This is a genomic window from Dactylosporangium sp. CA-139114, from assembly GCF_050955725.1.
Classification (GTDB): Bacteria; Actinomycetota; Actinomycetes; order Mycobacteriales; family Micromonosporaceae; genus Dactylosporangium.
This window is the reverse complement of record NZ_CP192080.1, coordinates 6,385,830-6,403,261: the sequence shown is the minus strand read 5'-3', so window position 1 is coordinate 6,403,261 and position 17,432 is coordinate 6,385,830. Positions and strand designations below refer to the sequence as shown.

Here is a 17,432-nt window from a genome sequence, read left to right as displayed (position 1 = left end):
CCGCCACGATAGTCGCCCCTAGAACAACGTGCCCGCCCGCCGACATCCTTGCGGACGAATGCCGAGCGATTCGGCGAAGGCTCCTCTTTGGCGGTACGGAGGCAGTCGGGCGATTGAACGGGTGACCGCTCAACCGGCTCACCCGGGCGCACCTTCATCGCCGACATGCCGCCGCTGGAACAGTCCTCGCTGCACCGAAGGAAGTGCAGTGAGCCTTTCCGCGTAACGGCTGGTGTCGTTGGATGATCAGGTGGTTCGGCCGTGTTCGAGGTGGAGAAGGACGAATGCGGCTGCGACGATGTCGCCGATTCGCGGCTCTTCGAAGTTGGCGGGGGTCGAGATGTCCGCGGGCTTTGCGGGTGGTGGCGGTTCGTTTGTAGTCGCTGGTTGATGGGTTGGGGAAGCGGTGGGCTTCACGCGCGATGGTTTGATGATCCGGTTGGTGCCGTGCAACGCATCTGATGCCATGTGATGTCACTCCATGCCGACGCTCGGATTGGCCGTCTCGGCCGCGACGCCGCGACCGACCTTCTCGGCCGCGACATTCCGGTGTGTCGCCGCTGGGGTTTCGAACGAGCGCATGCCTCGGCTCAGGGTGACGATGATCGAGGCGATCACGAAGATGCCCGCGAAGGCCCCGAATGCCACGGAGCTGTCCCAGCGTGCCAGCAAGATGCCCGCGAGCAGCGGTGCGACGGGGTTCATGGCGGTGACCAGCAGCCCCAAGGTAGAAACGACGCGGCCCTGCAGGTGATCCGGCGTCACAGCGTTCTGGTGGCCGAACAGCGTGGCCGTCGTAGCAGGAGCGAGGAGCACGAGCACCGGAAGTGGAGCCACCACCCAGTACCCGGCTGGCAGCAGGACGCAGAGCGCGGCCATGAACGCACTGAGCCAGGACAGCCCCACAACGAGTCGCCGGGGGCGCAGTGCCCGCTGCATCCAAGGGGCTATCACCGCACCGGCGATGCCACCCACGGCCACGGTGGCCATGGAAACGCCGATGCCTTGCGGCGGAACGCCGGCATTGTGCAGGACCACCACGACCACGAACATGATGCCTGTGAAGGCCATGTTGAGCAGCGGTCCGACGGTCGCCAACGCGCGAAGGAACGGCTCCTTCGCCAGGAACCGAACCCCGCTGGCGAAGGCCGTGCCCCATCCTTCCTGATCGTGATGGGCCTCGGCCCGCAGTGGTTTGCGGATGGCCAGGACGGCAACGAACGACACGCCGTACGCGACTATGTTGAACACGAACGGCGCTGTCCGGGCCAGGCCATACAGTGCGCCGCCCAGGGCTGGCCCGAGCAGCTCGGCGGTGAACGTCCGGGCCTCGTTGCGCGCCGTCGCGGCGGGCACCTGCTGCAGTGGGACGATGTGCCGCAGGATCGTCCGCTCGGCCGAGACGAACAGTGCCGAGCCGCTGGCGTCGATGGCCGCCACGACGGCGATGAGACTTAACGGAGCCCGGTTGAGCGCCACCGCGACCACTGCGGTCGCCATGGCGACAACGCGCACCGCTTCCGAGGACAACATCACCGTTCGCCGGTTCGCCCTGTCCAGCAGGACACCCGCCGGTATGCGCACCACAACCCCGGCGAACGCTGCCACCGCAGCGACAACGCTGGCGGCCGATGCGGAGCCGGTAATCGTGAGCACCAACAGCGGATACACCAGGTAGCTCACCCGTGAGCCGGTCGCCGACAGCGTCTGGCTGAGCCAGAGGCGCACGAAGTCGGCGTTGCGACCGAGCCGAACAGGGTCGGCGGTCCCAGGTCGGGCGGGTGCGGTGTTCATAACATTGATTCTCGTATGACCAGTTCAACCTCATCGCCAGTTCAGCTCAACGCTGAGCTGGCGATGGCAGATCTTCGAAGTTGGTTTGCGGGGTCGAGATGCCCGCGGCTTTGCGGGTGGTGGCGGTTCGGGTTCGTAGCCGCTGGTTGACGGGGTTGCGGAAGCCGTAGGCGTCGCGGGCGATGGTCTTGATGACCCGGTTGGTGCCCTCGGACCCGGCGTTGGTGATCCCGGTGTGCAGGAACGCCAGGATTTCTGGCCACCAGGTCTCGACGGTCGTGGCCAGCCGTTGCAGCTCGGGGAGGTCGGCGTCGGCGCAGCGGCGGTAGAACCGGTACAGCAGGTCGCTGACCTGTTCGCGGCTCGGGTGGGTGCGGGCGGTGGCGAGCAGGTCGAGCAGGTCTTCCTTGGCGTTCCACGCGGCGGCGATCGGTGCACCGATCGCTGTGGGCAGGCTGGCGAGTTCGTCGAGGAGGGCGTCGACGTGTTCGCCGCGCATCCGGGCGGCGGAGCGGGTGAGCCGGTTGCGTAGTTCTCATTCGCGGTTGCCCTTGCGGCCGCGCCGGCCACGGTGGGTGATGGTGACCCGGCGGCGGACCTCGGTGAGGGTCTGGTTGGCCAACCGGACCATGTGGAAGTGGTCCACCACGAGGGTGGCCTGCGGCAGGGCGCGGCGGATGGCGGACTTGAAGATCGTGCACATGTCGATCGCGACGAACTGGACGGCGTCGCGCCAGGCCTGGCCACGGTCGTCCAGCCAGTCGACGACTGCCTGGGCGGTGCGGCCTTCGACCTGCCCGAGCAGGCCCTGCCGGCCGGACAGGTCGACGAAGCCGACGTGCCAGCGGTCCACGGCGGTCTGCCGGGCGCCGGTGGCCTCGTCGAGGACCCATCTTGGGCGGCCCCGGCGGATCTCGTCGATACCGAGCACCTGGACCGGCTCGGGCTGGGCCGCAGCACCATCTGCGCGTGGTTGGTGAACGCCGCCGCGACTACCGGCCAGGAGACCGCATGGTCGCGTGCCGCCTGGACCACGGTACGGCCCTGATCGGCCACCGCCGTCCCGGCCGCAACCCTCAACCGGCTGTTCAACCGCTTACGCGGCGGCACTGCCGGCACCGAGTCGGTGAACGAACGACGCCGGCACCCCGCCTCGTCGCAGCGCCAGCGGCGCTTGGTCCACACCAGCCGCGGCCGGCGGTCACCGACCAGCAGGTCACGAGGCCGGGTCACCCGCCTGCCCTTGGACCGTCACGCCCGGGTGCCACAGTCCGGGCAGTGTCGTGCCTGTTCATCGGCGGTGACCAGGTGCACTACCGGTCCGTCGGGGTCGCCGGCGACCCCGACCACGGCCAGACCGTCAAGACCCAGCAGCAGCGTCGTATCGTTCACCACGCCCGTATCTCTTCTGTTGTGATCATCTTGCTTCGACAACAACATGATCCACGAGAGCTGCGGGCATCTATCAGTTAGGGTCCACAGTGGAACGTCAGCCGACTTCAGACCCCATGAACTTCGAAGAGCCCGATTCGCCAGGGGCAGAGGCTGACGTTGCGGAGGGCTTTCAACGCGGTCTTGAGCAGCGCATTGCCGCGTTCGCCGTGCCGGTCCGGGTACCGCGGCGGAGGCGTTCGGCGTGCAGCAGGCCCGATACGTACAACCGTGTCAGCACACCACGAATGTCTTCGTTGACTCGCAGCGGCCCGTTGGCACCGAACCTCATGGTGGTTGACGGCCGACGTCCGGTCGACGCTGGATCGCATCGGTTCGCGCCGATATTATCGGTGGGTTACCTACCGAACGGAACGTCCATGTCCATTTGGGTCGCCCCGTGAGCGGTGCGGTGGTCGGGCAGGTCGCCGCGTGTGTGGCGGTTACCGCGATATCTGGTTGGCTGTTTCGGCTGGGTTCAGGGCTTCGGCCGGTTGCGGTTGCTGCCTGGGCGCCGCTGCTGCCGCTGCTCGCGCTTGCGCCGAGAGTGCCGTGGTTTGCAGCGGTCAGTGTGGCTGCCGGTGCCTGGCTCATTGGCCAGCTCGGGTGGTGGTCGTTCTACGTCCGCGATGTGCAAATGCCCCGTCTCCTGGTGGCGGTGCGGTTCGTCGGTGGTTGTGTGGGGGTGGCGTGCGTCGTGGCGCTGGCGAGGGCGCACCTCGTCGCCGGTCACCTGGGGTTGGCTGCGTTGGCCGTGCCCGTGGCATGGGTGGCGATGGAGTTCCTCGTGGCGCTTCGATCCCCGCATGGTGTGTCGTGGAGTGTGGCGTATTCGCAGGCGGACGTTCCGGCCGTCACGCAGGTGGCCTCGTTGACCGGCGTCTGGGGCATAGCAGCGTTGCTCGCGCTGCCCTCCAGCGTTGCCGCCGCCGTGACGGCGCCGGCGGGTACGGGCGGCGAACGGGTGGCGGTGCTCCTCGCCGCCGCGGCAATAGTTGCCGCACTCACGGGGTACGCCGTCCGGCGCGGCCGACGTGCCGCGCTCGGCGAGCAGGTGCACGTCGGCCTGGCCGTGGTTGAGCAGCCTGGTGGGCCGGTGCAGATCGACTCGCCGGAGGGCGCGGCGCTGGTGTCACGGTACGTCGAGAAGGTGCATCTGCTCGCCGGTCGTGGGGCAGGTGTCATCGTGTTGCCCGAGGTCATATTCGCCGTCGACGAAGTCCGGATGGTTGACCGGCTGCAGCCTCTGGCACGGGTGGCGGTCGACCTTGGCGTGGACGTTGTGGTCGGAGTGGCCCGCCTGAGCGAGACCGCGTCAGCGAATGTCGCGGCGGTCTTCGACGCTGGCGGAGACCCGCCAAGCGTGTACCAGAAGCATCACTTGATCCCGGGGTTGGAGGCTGCCTACCGCCCCGGTCGCGACCTGCAGTACCTGCCCGGTGACCGGCGCCTGGGTGTGCTCATCTGTAAGGATCTCGACTTTCCCTCGCTGGTTCGCGCCTACCGGGCTGGCGGGGCGCAGATGCTGCTTGCTCCGGCGTGGGACTTCGTCCGTGACGGTTGGTTGCACAGCCGTATGGCGGTAGTGCGAGGTGTGGAGTCGGGCGTCGCGGTGGCCCGGGTTGCCCGCAGTGGCCGAGCCACGGTAAGCGACGCGTTTGGCCGGATCGTCATCGACGCCGACACCACGCAGGGCGCGGCAGTCGACGCCAGGGTTCCACTCGCCGCAGCCACAACAGTCTACAGTCGACTCGGAGACTGGTTCGGTTGGTGCTGCGTGGCAATCACCGCTCTGATCGCGGTGGCGCCGATCTGACGCTTTCGCGATCCATTGTTAGGAAGTGCCAGCTGCCGCCGAGCGTCACAGCTACCCAGCGTCACGCATCATTACGCGGAATGGCTCAGTGATCTCAGCCAAGGATTGGTCGGTGCTGACGCTTCGCGAGCTGCTCGTCTTCGGGGCTGGTGGAGTCGGGCCGTGGGCCGGACTGGGGACACGGTGCTCGTGATCTCGGGCATGCTGTGGGTATGACTGAGGAACTGAGAGGTCGTTCCGTGCCGTCCGGCGACATGGTGTCCGGTTCGCCACCGTTGATCTCTGTGATGCTGATCGTCCCGGATGCCGACGCTGCGGTCGCCTGGTACAAGGCTGCGCTGGGCGCGACAGAGCTGTGGAATCTTGGTGGTGTGGCCGGCCTTGAGATCGGTGGCGCGGCCTTCTTCCTCCATGAGGTCAATCCCGAGAACCCCACAGAGACCAGTCCGCGCCAGGCGGGGGTCACAAGCACCCGCGTCGAGGTGTTCGGCGATGATCCCGACACCTTCATCGAGCGCGCCGTGGCCGCGGGTGCGGTCGCCGGAGCGGGAATCGAGGATCACCACGTGCCCTGGGGGACGCACCGTCAAGGTGGCTTCACGGACCCGTTCGGTCACAAGTGGTCCGTAGGCGACAGGTCACCTCTGCGTCCGTTCACACGCTGATCGCCCGGAAGAACGCGATCGACGGCATCAGGTGCGCGTGGCAGTGTTCGACCATGACCAGGGTCCTGCGGTTGCTCGGGTACTGGGACGGCCGGGCGGCGCCGGCCGGGCTGCCCGACGTCTGCGGCTTCGTGTCCGCCGCTGACCCCGCCACGCACCGGGCCGTCGCCGCCTATCTGCGGTCGGGCACGGTGTTCGCCGTCGCGGCCGGCCTGTCCGTGTGCCGGCTCTGCGGCGCGGCGAACGGCAGCGCCGAGCTGACCGATGGCGAGCACTTCGTGTGGCCCGAGGGACTGGCCCACTCCGTCGAGGCGCACGACGTCCGTCTGCCGGGCGAGGTCGTCGCCGTCGCCGAGCGCGGCGTGGCGTCCGGCGTCGATCCGGAACGGTTCACGCCCGCGCTCCCGGCGGTGGCGACGCTGGCCAGGCTCCGGCGACTGCTCGGCACCGCGTGGCCGTTCGCGGACCTGCACGACCTGCAGGGCAAATCTGGTCCGGCGGCTGAGCGCCGTCACCAGGTGACCGGGAACGCCGCCATCCCCGCGTTGAAGCGCTCGTTGCGCCACGCGATGTCCGTCACCGCCACCGCCGGCGCCAGCCCCGGGAAGCGGCTCAGCAGCGACCCGATCGCCACCTCGATCTCCATGCGCCCGAGCGCCCCGCCCAGGCAGAAGTGTGCGCCGTACCCCTGCGAGAGGTGCGGATTCGGCGAGCGCCCGATGTCGAACACGTCCGGCTCGGCGAACTGCCGCGGGTCGCGGTTCGCCGCTGCGGGCAGGGCCATCACGCAGTCGCCGGCGCTGATGCGCACGCCGGCCAGCGAGACGTCCTCGAGCGCCGTCTGCACCCGGAACATGTTGCTGTGCACGGAGTACCGCAGCATCTCCTCGACCGCGCCCGGCAGCCGCGACGGGTCCGCGCGCAGCAGGGCCAGCTGGTCCGGGTGCTCGAACAGGGTGCGCAGCCCGGAGGCGATCGAGTTGATCTCCCGGCCGCCGCGCAGGACCGTCGCGGCGAGGTCGGCGATCTCCGGGGCGGTGAGGTGGGTCGTGAGCCACGCCGACACGAGGTCGTCTCCGGGATCGGCGCGTCTCGCGGCCACCAGGTCCATGAAGTACCGGTCCAGGGCCGCCTGCGCGGCGCGCCCGGCGGGGGAGTCGAACGCGGTCACGGACAGGATCGCCGAGGCCCACTCGCCGAAGCGGGTCTCGTCCGCCGCGGGCACGCCGAGCAGCTCGCAGATCACGAGCACGGGCAGGGGCTTCACCAGCGCCGTCATCAGGTCGGCCGGGCGGCCCCGCGCGGCCATCGCGTCCAGGAGCCGGTCGGTCAGCGACTGGACCCGCGGCCGGTAGCCCTCCACGGTTCGCGGCGCGAAGGCGCGGGCGGCCACCCGGCGCAGCGCCGCGTGGTCGGGCCCGTCGCTGCGCAGCGTGCGGCTGCCCGACCCGTTCGGGCAGGCGGCGACGGTCCCGGAGGGCCCGTTGCCGAAGCGGGCGAACCGCGGATCGCCCAGCACCGTGCACACCTGCTCGTAGCCGAGCACCAGCCAGCACGGGCGCCCGTCGGGGAGCCGGACGCGGCTGACCGGCTCGTCCACGACCATGCGCAGCACCTCGTCGGACAGCCGGCCCTGGAACGGCTCGAACGGATAGGTTCTCATCGCGTGCGCAGCACCTTCGCGATCATCGCGGGGCTGGTCAGCGCCGTCGGGTCCAGGATCAGGTGCTGGACCGAGGTGAACACCCGCCGCACGTCCGGGTTTCGCATGGACGCGAGCTGCAGCCGCCGGGCGTAGGCGTTGAGCAGCCCGGCCCCGAGCGGCCGGGCGCCCTCGGTCTGCGGGTAGGCGAAGTCGCCGCCGGAGGCGAAGCGCCACGGCGTCGCGACGATCCGCGCCGCCTGCCGGAAGTAGTCGAGGCTCAGCGCCGCCGTCACCGCGGTGTGGCGCTGCAGCAGCTCGCCGAGCGCGACCGCTTCGACGGCCGCGCAGGTCATCCCCTGGCCGTAGATCGGGTTGAAGCTGCACACGGCGTCGCCGAGCGCGAGATAGCCGGCCGGGGCGCCGCGCAGCCGCTCGAAGTGGCGGCGCCGGCTGACCGGGAGCGTGCACACGGTGAGGTCGCTGAGGGCCTCGCCGTCGGCCACGATGCTCGCGAGGCCGGGGTGCGGCAGGGCGGCGGCGTGCGCGGCGAACGCCGCCTCGTCGCGCGGGAAGGCGTTGTGCCAGCCGCCCAGCGACACCACCCAGCGGTCGCCCTCGACGGGCAGGGCGAGCCCGGCCCGCAGCTGCGCGGGCGGGTCGGGCAGGGTGAACGCGGCCCGTGCCTCGCCGAGGTCGTCGGGCCGGCGGCGAAAGAGCCGGGTCGCGTAGCCGACGCCGATCTTCATCTCGGTGACGCGGGGCGCCGGGTGGCCCAGGTCCCGCAGCCACTGCTGGGACCGGCCGCCGCGGCCGCTGCAGTCGGCCACGAGGTCCGCGGCGAGCACCGTGTCGTCGTCGAGCCGGACGCCGGTGATCCGCTCGCCGTCGCCGACGAGGGCCGAGACGGCGGTCCCGGTGCGCAGCTCGACGCCGGCGAGCGCTTGGACCCGGCGGCGCACGCAGCGTTCGAGCAGGGGACGGCTCGCCGTCACGAGCCGCAGCTCGGTGCGCACCCGCGGCCAGATCGCGCCGAAGCGGGAGAAGGACAGGCCCAGGCCGGGATCGAACTCGGCCGCGCCGGCCGCCACGAGCTCGGCCATGAGGCCGGGGAAGAGCGCGTCCAGGGCGCGCTGCCCGGCGACCAGCAGCACGTGGCCGTGCCCGCCCTGCGGGACGCCCCGGCGGGGTTCGGTGTCGTCGGCGAGCTCGTCGCGCTCGACGACGACGACGCGCTCGAAGTGCCCGGCGAGCACGCGGGCCGCGGCCAGCCCGGCCAGGCTGCCCCCGATGACGACCGCGCTCGCGTGCCTCATGCCAGCCCCTCGGCGTGTTCGCGGAGCAGCCGGTCGCGCTGCGTGGGGTACTCGAATCCGGCCGCCGCGGCCACCTCGCCGGCGGCCCGGTCGAAGACCTCGACCGAGGCCCGGAACGCGCGCAGGGCGTCGGCGCCGTCGAACCGGCCGAACACGCCGTGCACCGCCTCCCACAGCTGCGGCGGCAGCCAGCCCGGCATGCCCCGGCCGAGCCCGTGGCCGTCGACCCGGTGCCCGCCGACCGTGATCGCGTGCCACTCGAGCAGGCGCAGCAGCCGGGTCTTCGCCCTCCAGTCGCGGGACTTGACCGCCCACAGCTCGCCGCGGGCCACGTACTTCGGCACGCGCAGCACCTCGACCCAGAAGCCGTCGGCGAGCCGCCGGAACTCGTCGTGGGTGAGCGGCCCCGGCTCGGGCATCGCCCCGCTGGGCGCGGGCAGGCCGCGGGTCAGGCCGTCGCGGTCCAGCAGCACCCGGTAGCCGCGCTCCCACACGCGGCTGAGCCGTCCGGCGGCCACCATGCCGCCGATCCGGCCGGGGTCGACGATGCTGAGGTCCACGGCGAGCCCGCCCGCGTAGACGAGGCTCCACACCGGCAGGGGGTCGAGCGAGTGCGCGGCCCACACCTCGCCGAAGTCCCGCCACCACGCCCCGGCGAGCAGCTCGGGCGTCACGTCGGCGAAGGTCAGCTCGATGTCCACGTCGGACTGTTCGTCCACGCGCGCGTCCGGCTGGGCGAGCGAGCCGAAGAGCACGACCGCGCGCACCTCCTCGCGCGCCCGGCACCAGCCGAGGATGCGCCCGATCAGCTCCTCCCGCGGGCTCACCATGTCAGCGGCAGGGCCTGGACCTGGCGCACGACCAGGCCCTCGACGAGCTTCACCTCGGACTCGGGGATCGCCATCCGGACCTGCGGCATCCAGCGCACGATCCCCGCCAGGGACTCCTGCAGCTCCATTCTTGCCAGGTGTACTCCGATGCAGTGATGAATCCCGATGCCGAACCCGAGGTGCGGGTTGCTCGCCCGGTCCACGTCCATCCGGTGCGGATCGGCGAACACCTCGGGGTCGCGGTTGGCGACCATGAAGGCGAGCAGCACCACGCCGCCGGCCGGGATCGTCACCCCGCTGAGCTCCACGTCCTGCTTGGCGACCCGCGGCAGCATCACCCCCGTGACGCCGATCTGCATGTAGCGCGAGAGCTCCTCGACCGTCTTCGGGATGTCCTGTGGGTTCGCGACGACCCGGTCCCAGAGGTCGCGGAAGTGCATGAGCGCCATGAGGAACAGGTTGATCTGGTTCGTCGTGGTCTCGTGGCCGCCGATGAGCAGGCCGATGCAGACCATGAGCATCTCGCGCTCGGTGAGGTGCCCGTGCACCTCCTGCGCGATGATCAGCTCGCTGATGAGGTCGTCGCCGGGCTTCGAGCGCCGCGAGTCGATCAGGCCGGCGAACCCGTCGACCGCGGCCTTCGTGCGGGCCGGGTCGCGGTTCCAGTCGCCGACCATGATGTCGGACCACTCCTTGCACTTGCCGCGGTCCTCCACGGCGATGCCCAGCAGCTCGCTGATCACCCAGATCGGGATCGGTGTCGAGAAGTTCGCGACCAGGTCCACCGGGCGCGGCATCGTCATCATGCGCGAGAGCAGCTCGTCGACCATCGCCCGGACCGCGGGCCGGATGCGCTCGACCCGCCGGGGCGTGAACGCGTGCGCGACGAGCCGGCGCATCCGCGTGTGCTTGGGCGGGTCCATGCCCATCAGCGACTCGGTCTCCAGGCCGCCCAGCTCCGCGACCGGCGTCCGGGAGGCCTTGTTGATCTCGCGGCTGAACCGCTGGTAGTCGGTGAGCACCGTGTGCACGTCGGCGTAGCGCGTCACGAGCCACGCGGGCGTGCCGTCGGCCATCTGCATCTCCACCACCGGCCGGTCGCGCTGCAGCTCGACGAGCTCGGGGAGCGGCTGGTAGAGCGAGGGCGGTTCGGGCAGGGGGAACGGGATCGGTTCAATCATGGGCCCTCTCCAGGTGTCGTACCGGTGCTGTGCGCGCCAGCCGCGTCAGGTGCCCTGTGACCTCGGCCGGCGCGGGACGGGCGTCGTTGCGCTGCCGCAGCCGGGTGGCCGCCGCCCGCCGGAGGGGGTCGCCGATCAGCCCGGACACCGCGTCCCTGATCGCGTCGGGCCGAGCCCGCTCGGCCGGGAGCGCTGTGCCCACGCCGGCGGCGACGACCCGCTCGGCGTTGAAGTGCTGATCGCCGACGCGCGGCAGGATGAGCTGCGGCACCCCGCACGCGACGGCGGTCATCGTGGTGCCGGCCCCGCCCTGGTGCACGACGGCCGCGCAGGTCGGCAGGAGCAGGTGGTGGGCGAGGCCCGGCGCCGCCCGCACGTTGGGCGGCAGGACCTGGCCCGGCTCCGGCTCGGCGGTCAGCACGAACTCGGCGTCCAGGTCGGCGAGCGCGGCGACGGTCGTGCGCAGGTCGAACGCGGCGAACCCGAGCCGCGGCATCAGGGTCCCCTGGGAGAGCGCGACCCGCGGCCGGTCGGCGGGCCCGCGCAGCCACCGGGGGAGCACCGCGGCGCCGTTGTGGGGCACGAACCGGACGGGCCGGTGCGGCCCGGCGAGCGGCACCTGCAGCGGCGGCGGGCACGGGTCCAGGGTGAGCGTGCCGGTGAGCGGGACCTCGGGCGGTGCGACGCCGTAGGGCTCGGCGAGCGGGCCGAGCACGGCGTCGCGGTCGATGGGCAGCGCGAAGTCCGGCCCCCACAGCACGCGCACGGACGGCACGCCCAGCGCGGCGGCGGCCACCGCGGCCCCGAGGTTGTTCTGCTCGTGCAGCACGAGGCCGGGCCGGAACCAGCGGCCGAAGGCGACGAGGTCCGGCAGCATGGTCGCGGCGTACGTATGGGCGACCCCGCCGACGGTGACCGAGCGGGGCAGCGCGTCGCCGGCCGGGACGGGGTCGTCGCGAATGGGCGCGATCTGGCCCGTGGCCACGGTCGCGAAGTCGAGCCGCGCCCCGACCGGCACCGCCGCCAGCCCGACGCCGGTGACGGCCTCGGTAAGGTCGGCCGGGCAGGCCACCCGCACGTCGTGACCCGCCGCCCGCAGCGCCCACGCGTGCGGCACGAGGTGGTTGAGGTGCGAGCGCCAGCCCCAGGTGACGACGAGGATCCTCATCCGGCCCTCGCCACGGCGAGCAGGCGTTCGTTGCCGGCCTCGTCGCCGACCGTGACCCGCACGCCGACCTGCGGGAAGGCCCGCACGAGGAGGCCGGCGTCCGCGCAGCGCCGCGCGAAGGCGTCGCTGCCGGCGCCGAGCGGCAGCCAGAGGAAGTTGGTCTGCGACGCCGCGACCGGGAGCCCGGCCGCGGCGAGCGCGGCGGCCAGCCGGTCGCGCACCCCCACGAGCCGCGCGCAGCGGCGGGCGCACTCGTCGAGCACGCCGGGCTCGAGGCAGGCGAGCGCCGCGACCTGCGCGAGCCCGCCCGGGTAGAACAGCAGGCTCGCCATCCGGGCCGGCCCGGCGATCCGGGGCGGGACCACGGCGTAGCCGACCCGCAGGGCGGCCAGGCCGTGGGCCTTGGAGAAGGTGCGCACGACGCAGACGTTGTCGTGCTCGCGGTGCAGCGCGAGGCCGTCGGCATAGTCCCCGGCGGTGACGTACTCCCGGTAGGCCTCGTCGATGATCACGACGACGTCGTGCGGGATCCGGGCCAGGAAGTCGGTGATCTCGGCGTGGCTGAGCGCGGCGCCGGTCGGGTTGTTCGGGTTGCACAGCAGCACGCACCGGGTCCGCCCGGTGACCGCGGCGGCCATCGCGTCGAGGTCGTGGGTGAGCCCCGCCAGCGGCACCGCCACGGATCGGTTGCGCAGGTTGGCGGCCATCAGCGGGTAGCCCTCGAACGACAGCGCCGGGTGGACGATCTCGTCGCGGGTGGGGTCGAGCGCCTGGATCAGCAGCTGGGTGAGCCCGGCGGAGCCGGGCCCCAGGACGAGTTCGCCGTCCGGCACGTCGAGGTGCTTCGCCAGCGCCGCGACCAGCTCGGCCGACCGGAAGTCGGGGTAGCGCTGCAGCCGGGCCGCGGCCTCCCGCACCGCGTCGAGCACGGCCGGCATCGGCGGGAACGGAGACTCGTTCATCGACAGGTCCACGGGTCGCCCCTCTCCTTGCGGCCGGGGCCGTCGGCAAGGTATTGATGGTGGTCAAAATGTTCGCCGGGCCGCCGGTCCAGTCGCCGACGGCCCCGGATGAGGACGGGACCCGCGCCATGAACATCGTCATCGAACCCGGCGCGGGCGCCCTCGGCGCCACGATCGGCGGCGCCGACCTGCAGCGGCTCACCGACGAGGAGTTCGGCGAGATCAAGCGGGCGCTGCTCGACCACCTCGTCGTCTTCATCCGCGACCAGGAGCACATCTCCCCGCAGGCGCACATCGCGTTCGGCGAGCGCCTCGGCCGCGTCGAGCCGCACTCCCACCTGCAGCGGCTCGACGGGCACCCGGAGATCGTCGTCATCGACTCCGAGCGCGGCGGCAAGGTCGACGTCTGGCACACCGACATCACCTACAACCAGCACCCGCCGCTGGCCTCCGTGCTGCGGCTCGTCCGGGTGCCGGGCCGGGGCGGCGACACCATGTGGAGCAACCAGTACCTGGCCTACGAGCGGCTGTCCGCGCCGATCCGCGACCTGCTCGACGGGCTGACCGCGATCCACAGCCAGCCCGGCAACGAGACCACCCGGCGGGCCGAGCACCCGGTCGTGCGCGTGCATCCGGAGACCGGGCGCAAGGCCTTGTACGTCAACCGCCTGTTCACCTCGCACATCCCGCAGCTGAGCCGGGGGGAGAGCGACGCGCTGCTCGAGTTCCTCTTCGCCTTCGCCGAACGCCCGGAGCTGACGTGCCGGCACCGGTGGCGGCCCGGCGACATCGCGGTCTGGGACAACCGCGTCACCCAGCACTACGCGCTCAACGACTACGACGAGCGCCGGGTCGGCCAGCGGGTCACGGTCTTCGCGGACGAGCCGAAGGGCGGCCCGGCCCGCTGGCCCGTCTACCGGCCGGCCCCCGGCCAGCGGTACTGGCCGTCGCGGGTCAACGCGCGCGAGCAGTACTGAGCTCATGCCGGACCCCATGGGCCCGCTGGGCCCCCTGGGCCCCCGGCCACCGCGGCGAGGGCCCGCAGCGCGAGACCGCGGGTGATCGCGCCGTTCGGGTAGTACATGTGGTGGCGGATGTAGGCGCAGACCCGGCTCGCGGGCCAGCCGCCGTCCGGGCGCTGGGCGTCCAGCAGCCAGTCGGTGCCTCGCCGGATCGGGTCGGAGCCGGGGTCGACACCGGCCGCGAGCAGGGCCGGCAGCGCCCACGCGGTCTCCTCCACGGTGCCCGCCGCGCCGTCGCCCGCGCCCCAGGAGCCGTCCGCGCACTGGCTGGACAGCAGCCACCCGGCGGCGGCCAGCGCCACGGGACCGTCGCCGCGCCCGGCCGCCGCGAGCGCGCCGAGCACCATCGCCGTGCCGGAGGTGTGGTCGCGGTACCACAGATTCTCGAACGTGCCGTCGGACGCCTGCCGGCTCTCCAGCCAGTCCACGGCCGCCCGCACCGCGGGGTCACCGGCCGGCCGGCCGGACTCGAGCAGCGCGACGACGCCCTGGGCGGTGATGGCCGGGCAGGGGCCGTCGTTGGCGAGCCGGGTGTCGCGCACCCAGAGGCTCCACGAGCCGCGGGTGTCCTGGCGGCCGGCCAGCCATGCCAGCCCGTCGCGCAGCACCGCGTCCTCGTCGCGGCCGGGGAGGCCGGCCAGCGCGGTCAGGATCTCGGCGGACTCCAGTGTGACCGGCCAGCCGTGCGCGTCGGAGAAGCTCCACCCGCCGGCCGGGCAGTCCAGCACGGTGAAGGCGTCGCGCTGCCGGGTGCGGTGGAAGAGCTCGCGGGTGCGGGCCAGCCGCGGGTCGGCGCCGTAGCCCGCGGCGATCAGCCCGGTCGACGCGAACGCCGAGCGGGTCAGGTCCAGGTTGGCCACGGCGTCCCAGGAGCCGTCGGCCCGCACCGACCGGCGCAGGAACCCGGCGATCGCGGCGACGATGTCCGGGGCCAGCCCGGCGTGCGCGAGGCCGAGGCACACCAGCGCGGCCGGCCACGGGTCGGCGCTGAACGCGCCGCTGCGGTGCTCGTGGTCGTGCACCGCGGCGAGCAGGCGCAGCGCGGCGGGCACGGCCGCCCGGTTGGTCAGGCGGCGCACCGGACCGGGCGGGTCGACGGCGGCCTGCATCAGGGCCAGCCCGACGAACGGCGCGGTCCGGAACGAGATGCGTCGCCGGCGCACCGGGTCGGCCAGCACCAACTCCAGCGGGAGGCGGCGCAGGCTCCCCGCCGGGGCGAACCCGGCGAGCACCTGGAACTGCCCGCAGAGGTGCGCGACCGCCGGGTCGGTCACCGCCCCGACCCCGCCGAGCGCGGCCAGCGCGGCCTGCCCGGCCTCGACCGCGGCGGCGCTGGTGTCCGGCGCGACGATGTGCAGGGCGGCCGCCGCGACGCAGGTCGCGACCGCCTCGCTGCCGGCGCCGACGACGCCGCCCCAGCCGCCGTCGTCGTGCTGCACGCCGCGCAGCCAGGCCGCACCGGCCGCGACCAGCTCGGCCGAGCCGGACGGGTCCGCGGCCCGCAGGGCGGTGATCGCGCCCGCGGTGCCCAGGATCGAGGCGGGCGGGTCGTCGCCGAACGCCCCGTCGTCGCGCTGCCGGCGGAACAGGTCCTCGGCGCCGGCGGCGATGGCCCGGCGGACGCGTCGCAGACGCGGGTCAGACATCGGCCGTCCTTTCCGCGGGCCGGTCGGCCGGGCCCAGCTCGTACCAGGTCCGCATGCGCCGCTGCGTCCACCACGTCAGCGCGGCCATCGGCACGAGCAGCGCCACGGCCGTCGTCGCGCCGAGCCCGAGCGCGACGACGGTGGCGGCCAGTCCCAGCCGCTCCAGCACCAGCACCTCGTGGGCGCGCAGGGCGACCCGCACCGGCAGTGCCCGGCGCCGGGGGACCAGCGGGGCCAGCGCGACCGCGCCGACGGCCGCGACGGCGGCCAGCGGCACCAGGTGCCCCGGCCCCGCGCCGGCGGCGGCCGCGACCATGGCCGCGGTGTAGCAGGCGACCGCGGTCCACACCGCGGCCGGGGTCCCGCGCCGCACGGGGAGGGTCCGGTATCCGCCGGCCGCGTCCCCGGCCACGTCGCGCAGGGTGCCGACCAGGTTCGACGCGCAGTCGTGCAGCCAGAACGCGACCGCGAACACGAGCACCCGCCGGTCGAACATCGGCACGACGGCGGCGCCGAAGAGCAGGGTGAGCGCCCCGAGCAGGCCGCGGACGAGGTTGCCGCCCAGCCCGGACGCCTTGAGGTGCAGGCCGTAGGCGACGACGGCGGCGACCGCGCACGCGGCCACGACCGCGGTCGGCCAGCCGCCGACGACGGCCAGCACCGCGACGGCGAGCATCGCCGTGCTGCCCCACACGAGCGCCGTCCGCGCGGCGAGGCGGCCGGACGGGATCGGCCGGTGCGGCTTGCTGACGGCGTCGAGGTCGCGGTCGAACCAGTCGCTGAGGTAGTGCCCGCCGAGCCAGCCCAGCGTGGGGATGGCCCACGCGACGACCAGCCACAGCGCCCGGCGCTCCCCGGCCAGCCCGGCGCCCGCCAGCCCGAGCAGGCCGACGTACCACACGGTGTACGGCCGCCAGGTCTGCACGTGCGCGAGCACCGCGGTGCGCAGGCGCCTCATCGCCCGGCTCCCGCCGCCCAGGCGGCCGCCGACGCCAGCAGGTCGCGGCTCGGCGACGGCTCGAGCGTGTCCAGCCGGGCGAGCGCCCGCTCCCCGTAGCCGGCGGCCCGCGCCCGGGCCCGATCCACCCCGCCGGTGGCGACGAGCATGGCGCGGAACTCGTCGAGCTCGCCCGGGCCGGCCGAGCGGCGGGCCAGGGCGGCCGCGAGCCGCCGGCGGGTGGCCGGGTCGGCGGCCTCGTAGGCGAGCAGCACCGGCAGGGTCGGCCGGCCGTTGGCCAGGTCGCTGGTCGAGGGCTTGCCCGTGGCCTCGGGCCCGAGCGTGCACGCGAGCACGTCGTCGCGGATCTGGAAGGCGATGCCGAGCAGTTCGCCGTATTCCCCGAGCCGGTCGGCCCGCTCGGCGTCCGCGCCGCCGAGCAGCGCCCCGATCCGGCACGCGGCCCGCAACAGCGCGCCGGTCTTCAGCGCGGCCACGGTCAGGTATGCCTCGACGCCGGCCGCGGGGTTCCCGGCCAGCCGGGCCTCGAGCACCTGGCCGCGGCACAGGCTCGACCCGGCGGCGGCGAGTGCCGTGGCGGCGGCCGTCGCGGCACTCGCCGGGCGGCATTCGCCGATGGCCGAGAACGCGGCGAAGATCAGGTGGTCGCCCGCGACGATGGCGTCGGGCATCCCGTGCGCCGCGTGCACCGCCGGGCGTGACCGCCGCACGTCGTCGGCGTCGATGATGTCGTCGTGCACCAGCGTCGCGACGTGCAGGTACTCCAGGGCGAGCGCCGCCGGCACCACGTCGTCGGGGACACCGCCCACCGCCTCGGCGCAGGCCAGGGCCAGCAGCGGGCGCAGCAGCTTGCCCGGCGGCAGCAGCGCGTAGCGCGCCAGCGCGTCCAGCTCGTCGGCGCCGGCGGGCCAGCGCCGGTGCAGCTCGTCGCGGAGCCGCCGCTCGAACGCGGGCTGTTCCGGACGGCCGGAGTTCGCGTGAGCGAGCATCGTCATGCAGCG

Annotated in this window: 14 protein-coding genes and 2 pseudogenes; 3 read left to right on the top strand and 13 right to left on the bottom strand. The window is 73.1% G+C overall.

Features of this window, described 5'->3' with window-relative positions; all coding sequences use genetic code 11:
- Positions 1-474: 474 nt before the first annotated feature.
- The 3 genes and pseudogenes from ACQP2P_RS28355 to ACQP2P_RS28345 form a co-directional block, all read right to left on the bottom strand.
- Positions 475-1,794 (bottom strand): MFS transporter, encoded by a 1,320-nt coding sequence (locus ACQP2P_RS28355; RefSeq protein WP_433605806.1) that lies wholly within the window; start codon positions 1,792-1,794, stop codon positions 475-477.
- A 41-nt stretch (positions 1,795-1,835) separates the two neighbouring features.
- Positions 1,836-3,189: pseudogene (locus ACQP2P_RS28350) on the bottom strand (ISL3 family transposase).
- Positions 3,190-3,293: 104 nt separating this feature from the next.
- Positions 3,294-3,476, bottom strand: a pseudogene (locus ACQP2P_RS28345) (hypothetical protein); the annotation flags it as partial.
- 149 nt (positions 3,477-3,625) lie between these two features.
- Here ACQP2P_RS28345 and ACQP2P_RS28340 point away from each other — a divergent pair.
- Positions 3,626-5,041, top strand: coding sequence for a nitrilase-related carbon-nitrogen hydrolase (locus ACQP2P_RS28340; protein WP_433605804.1), 1,416 nt, complete (start codon positions 3,626-3,628; stop codon positions 5,039-5,041).
- A gap of 212 nt (positions 5,042-5,253) precedes the next feature.
- Positions 5,254-5,706 (top strand): VOC family protein, encoded by a 453-nt coding sequence (locus ACQP2P_RS28335; protein ID WP_433605802.1) that lies wholly within the window; start codon positions 5,254-5,256, stop codon positions 5,704-5,706.
- On the opposite strand, the gene ACQP2P_RS28330 is transcribed toward ACQP2P_RS28335, so the two are convergent.
- From ACQP2P_RS28330 to ACQP2P_RS28300, 7 genes are all read right to left on the bottom strand, one after another.
- Positions 5,696-5,860, bottom strand: coding sequence for a hypothetical protein (locus ACQP2P_RS28330; RefSeq protein ID WP_433605801.1), 165 nt, complete (start codon positions 5,858-5,860; stop codon positions 5,696-5,698). The two genes, ACQP2P_RS28335 and ACQP2P_RS28330, sit on opposite strands and share 11 nt — an antisense overlap.
- A gap of 357 nt (positions 5,861-6,217) precedes the next feature.
- Positions 6,218-7,369: a cytochrome P450 gene (locus tag ACQP2P_RS28325; protein WP_433605799.1), complete on the bottom strand. Its 1,152-nt coding sequence runs from the start codon at positions 7,367-7,369 to the stop codon at positions 6,218-6,220.
- On the bottom strand, positions 7,366-8,664 hold the full coding sequence (locus tag ACQP2P_RS28320; RefSeq protein ID WP_433605797.1) for an FAD-dependent oxidoreductase: 1,299 nt from the start codon (positions 8,662-8,664) through the stop codon (positions 7,366-7,368). Before ACQP2P_RS28320 ends, ACQP2P_RS28325 begins: the two co-directional genes overlap by 4 nt.
- Entirely contained in the window at positions 8,661-9,494 is an 834-nt protein-coding gene (locus tag ACQP2P_RS28315; RefSeq protein WP_433605795.1) for an aminoglycoside 6-adenylyltransferase, read from the bottom strand. The genes ACQP2P_RS28320 and ACQP2P_RS28315 overlap by 4 nt, the downstream gene beginning before the upstream one ends.
- Entirely contained in the window at positions 9,488-10,675 is a 1,188-nt protein-coding gene (locus ACQP2P_RS28310; protein WP_433605793.1) for a cytochrome P450, read from the bottom strand. The genes ACQP2P_RS28315 and ACQP2P_RS28310 overlap by 7 nt, the downstream gene beginning before the upstream one ends.
- A complete protein-coding gene (locus tag ACQP2P_RS28305) occupies positions 10,668-11,843 on the bottom strand; it encodes a nucleotide disphospho-sugar-binding domain-containing protein (protein ID WP_433605791.1) in 1,176 nt (391 codons plus the stop codon). Before ACQP2P_RS28305 ends, ACQP2P_RS28310 begins: the two co-directional genes overlap by 8 nt.
- Complete coding sequence (locus tag ACQP2P_RS28300; RefSeq protein ID WP_433605789.1) at positions 11,840-12,805, bottom strand: aminotransferase class I/II-fold pyridoxal phosphate-dependent enzyme; 966 nt, start codon at positions 12,803-12,805, stop codon at positions 11,840-11,842. Before ACQP2P_RS28300 ends, ACQP2P_RS28305 begins: the two co-directional genes overlap by 4 nt.
- 68 nt (positions 12,806-12,873) lie before the next feature.
- Between ACQP2P_RS28300 and ACQP2P_RS28295 the strand changes: the two genes are divergently transcribed.
- On the top strand, positions 12,874-13,782 hold the full coding sequence (locus ACQP2P_RS28295; RefSeq protein WP_433605787.1) for a TauD/TfdA dioxygenase family protein: 909 nt from the start codon (positions 12,874-12,876) through the stop codon (positions 13,780-13,782).
- A 2-nt stretch (positions 13,783-13,784) separates the two neighbouring features.
- On the opposite strand, the gene ACQP2P_RS28290 is transcribed toward ACQP2P_RS28295, so the two are convergent.
- From ACQP2P_RS28290 to ACQP2P_RS28280, 3 genes are read right to left on the bottom strand one after another with little or no spacing between them, the layout of a single operon-like run.
- Entirely contained in the window at positions 13,785-15,473 is a 1,689-nt protein-coding gene (locus ACQP2P_RS28290; protein WP_433605785.1) for a prenyltransferase, read from the bottom strand.
- The gene (locus ACQP2P_RS28285) at positions 15,466-16,431 is read right to left on the bottom strand and encodes a UbiA family prenyltransferase (RefSeq protein ID WP_433605783.1); all 966 of its coding nucleotides are present in this window, start codon (positions 16,429-16,431) and stop codon (positions 15,466-15,468) included. The genes ACQP2P_RS28290 and ACQP2P_RS28285 overlap by 8 nt, the downstream gene beginning before the upstream one ends.
- Positions 16,428-17,426, bottom strand: coding sequence for a polyprenyl synthetase family protein (locus tag ACQP2P_RS28280; protein WP_433605781.1), 999 nt, complete (start codon positions 17,424-17,426; stop codon positions 16,428-16,430). The genes ACQP2P_RS28285 and ACQP2P_RS28280 overlap by 4 nt, the downstream gene beginning before the upstream one ends.
- Between the last annotated feature and the right edge of the window lie 6 nt (positions 17,427-17,432).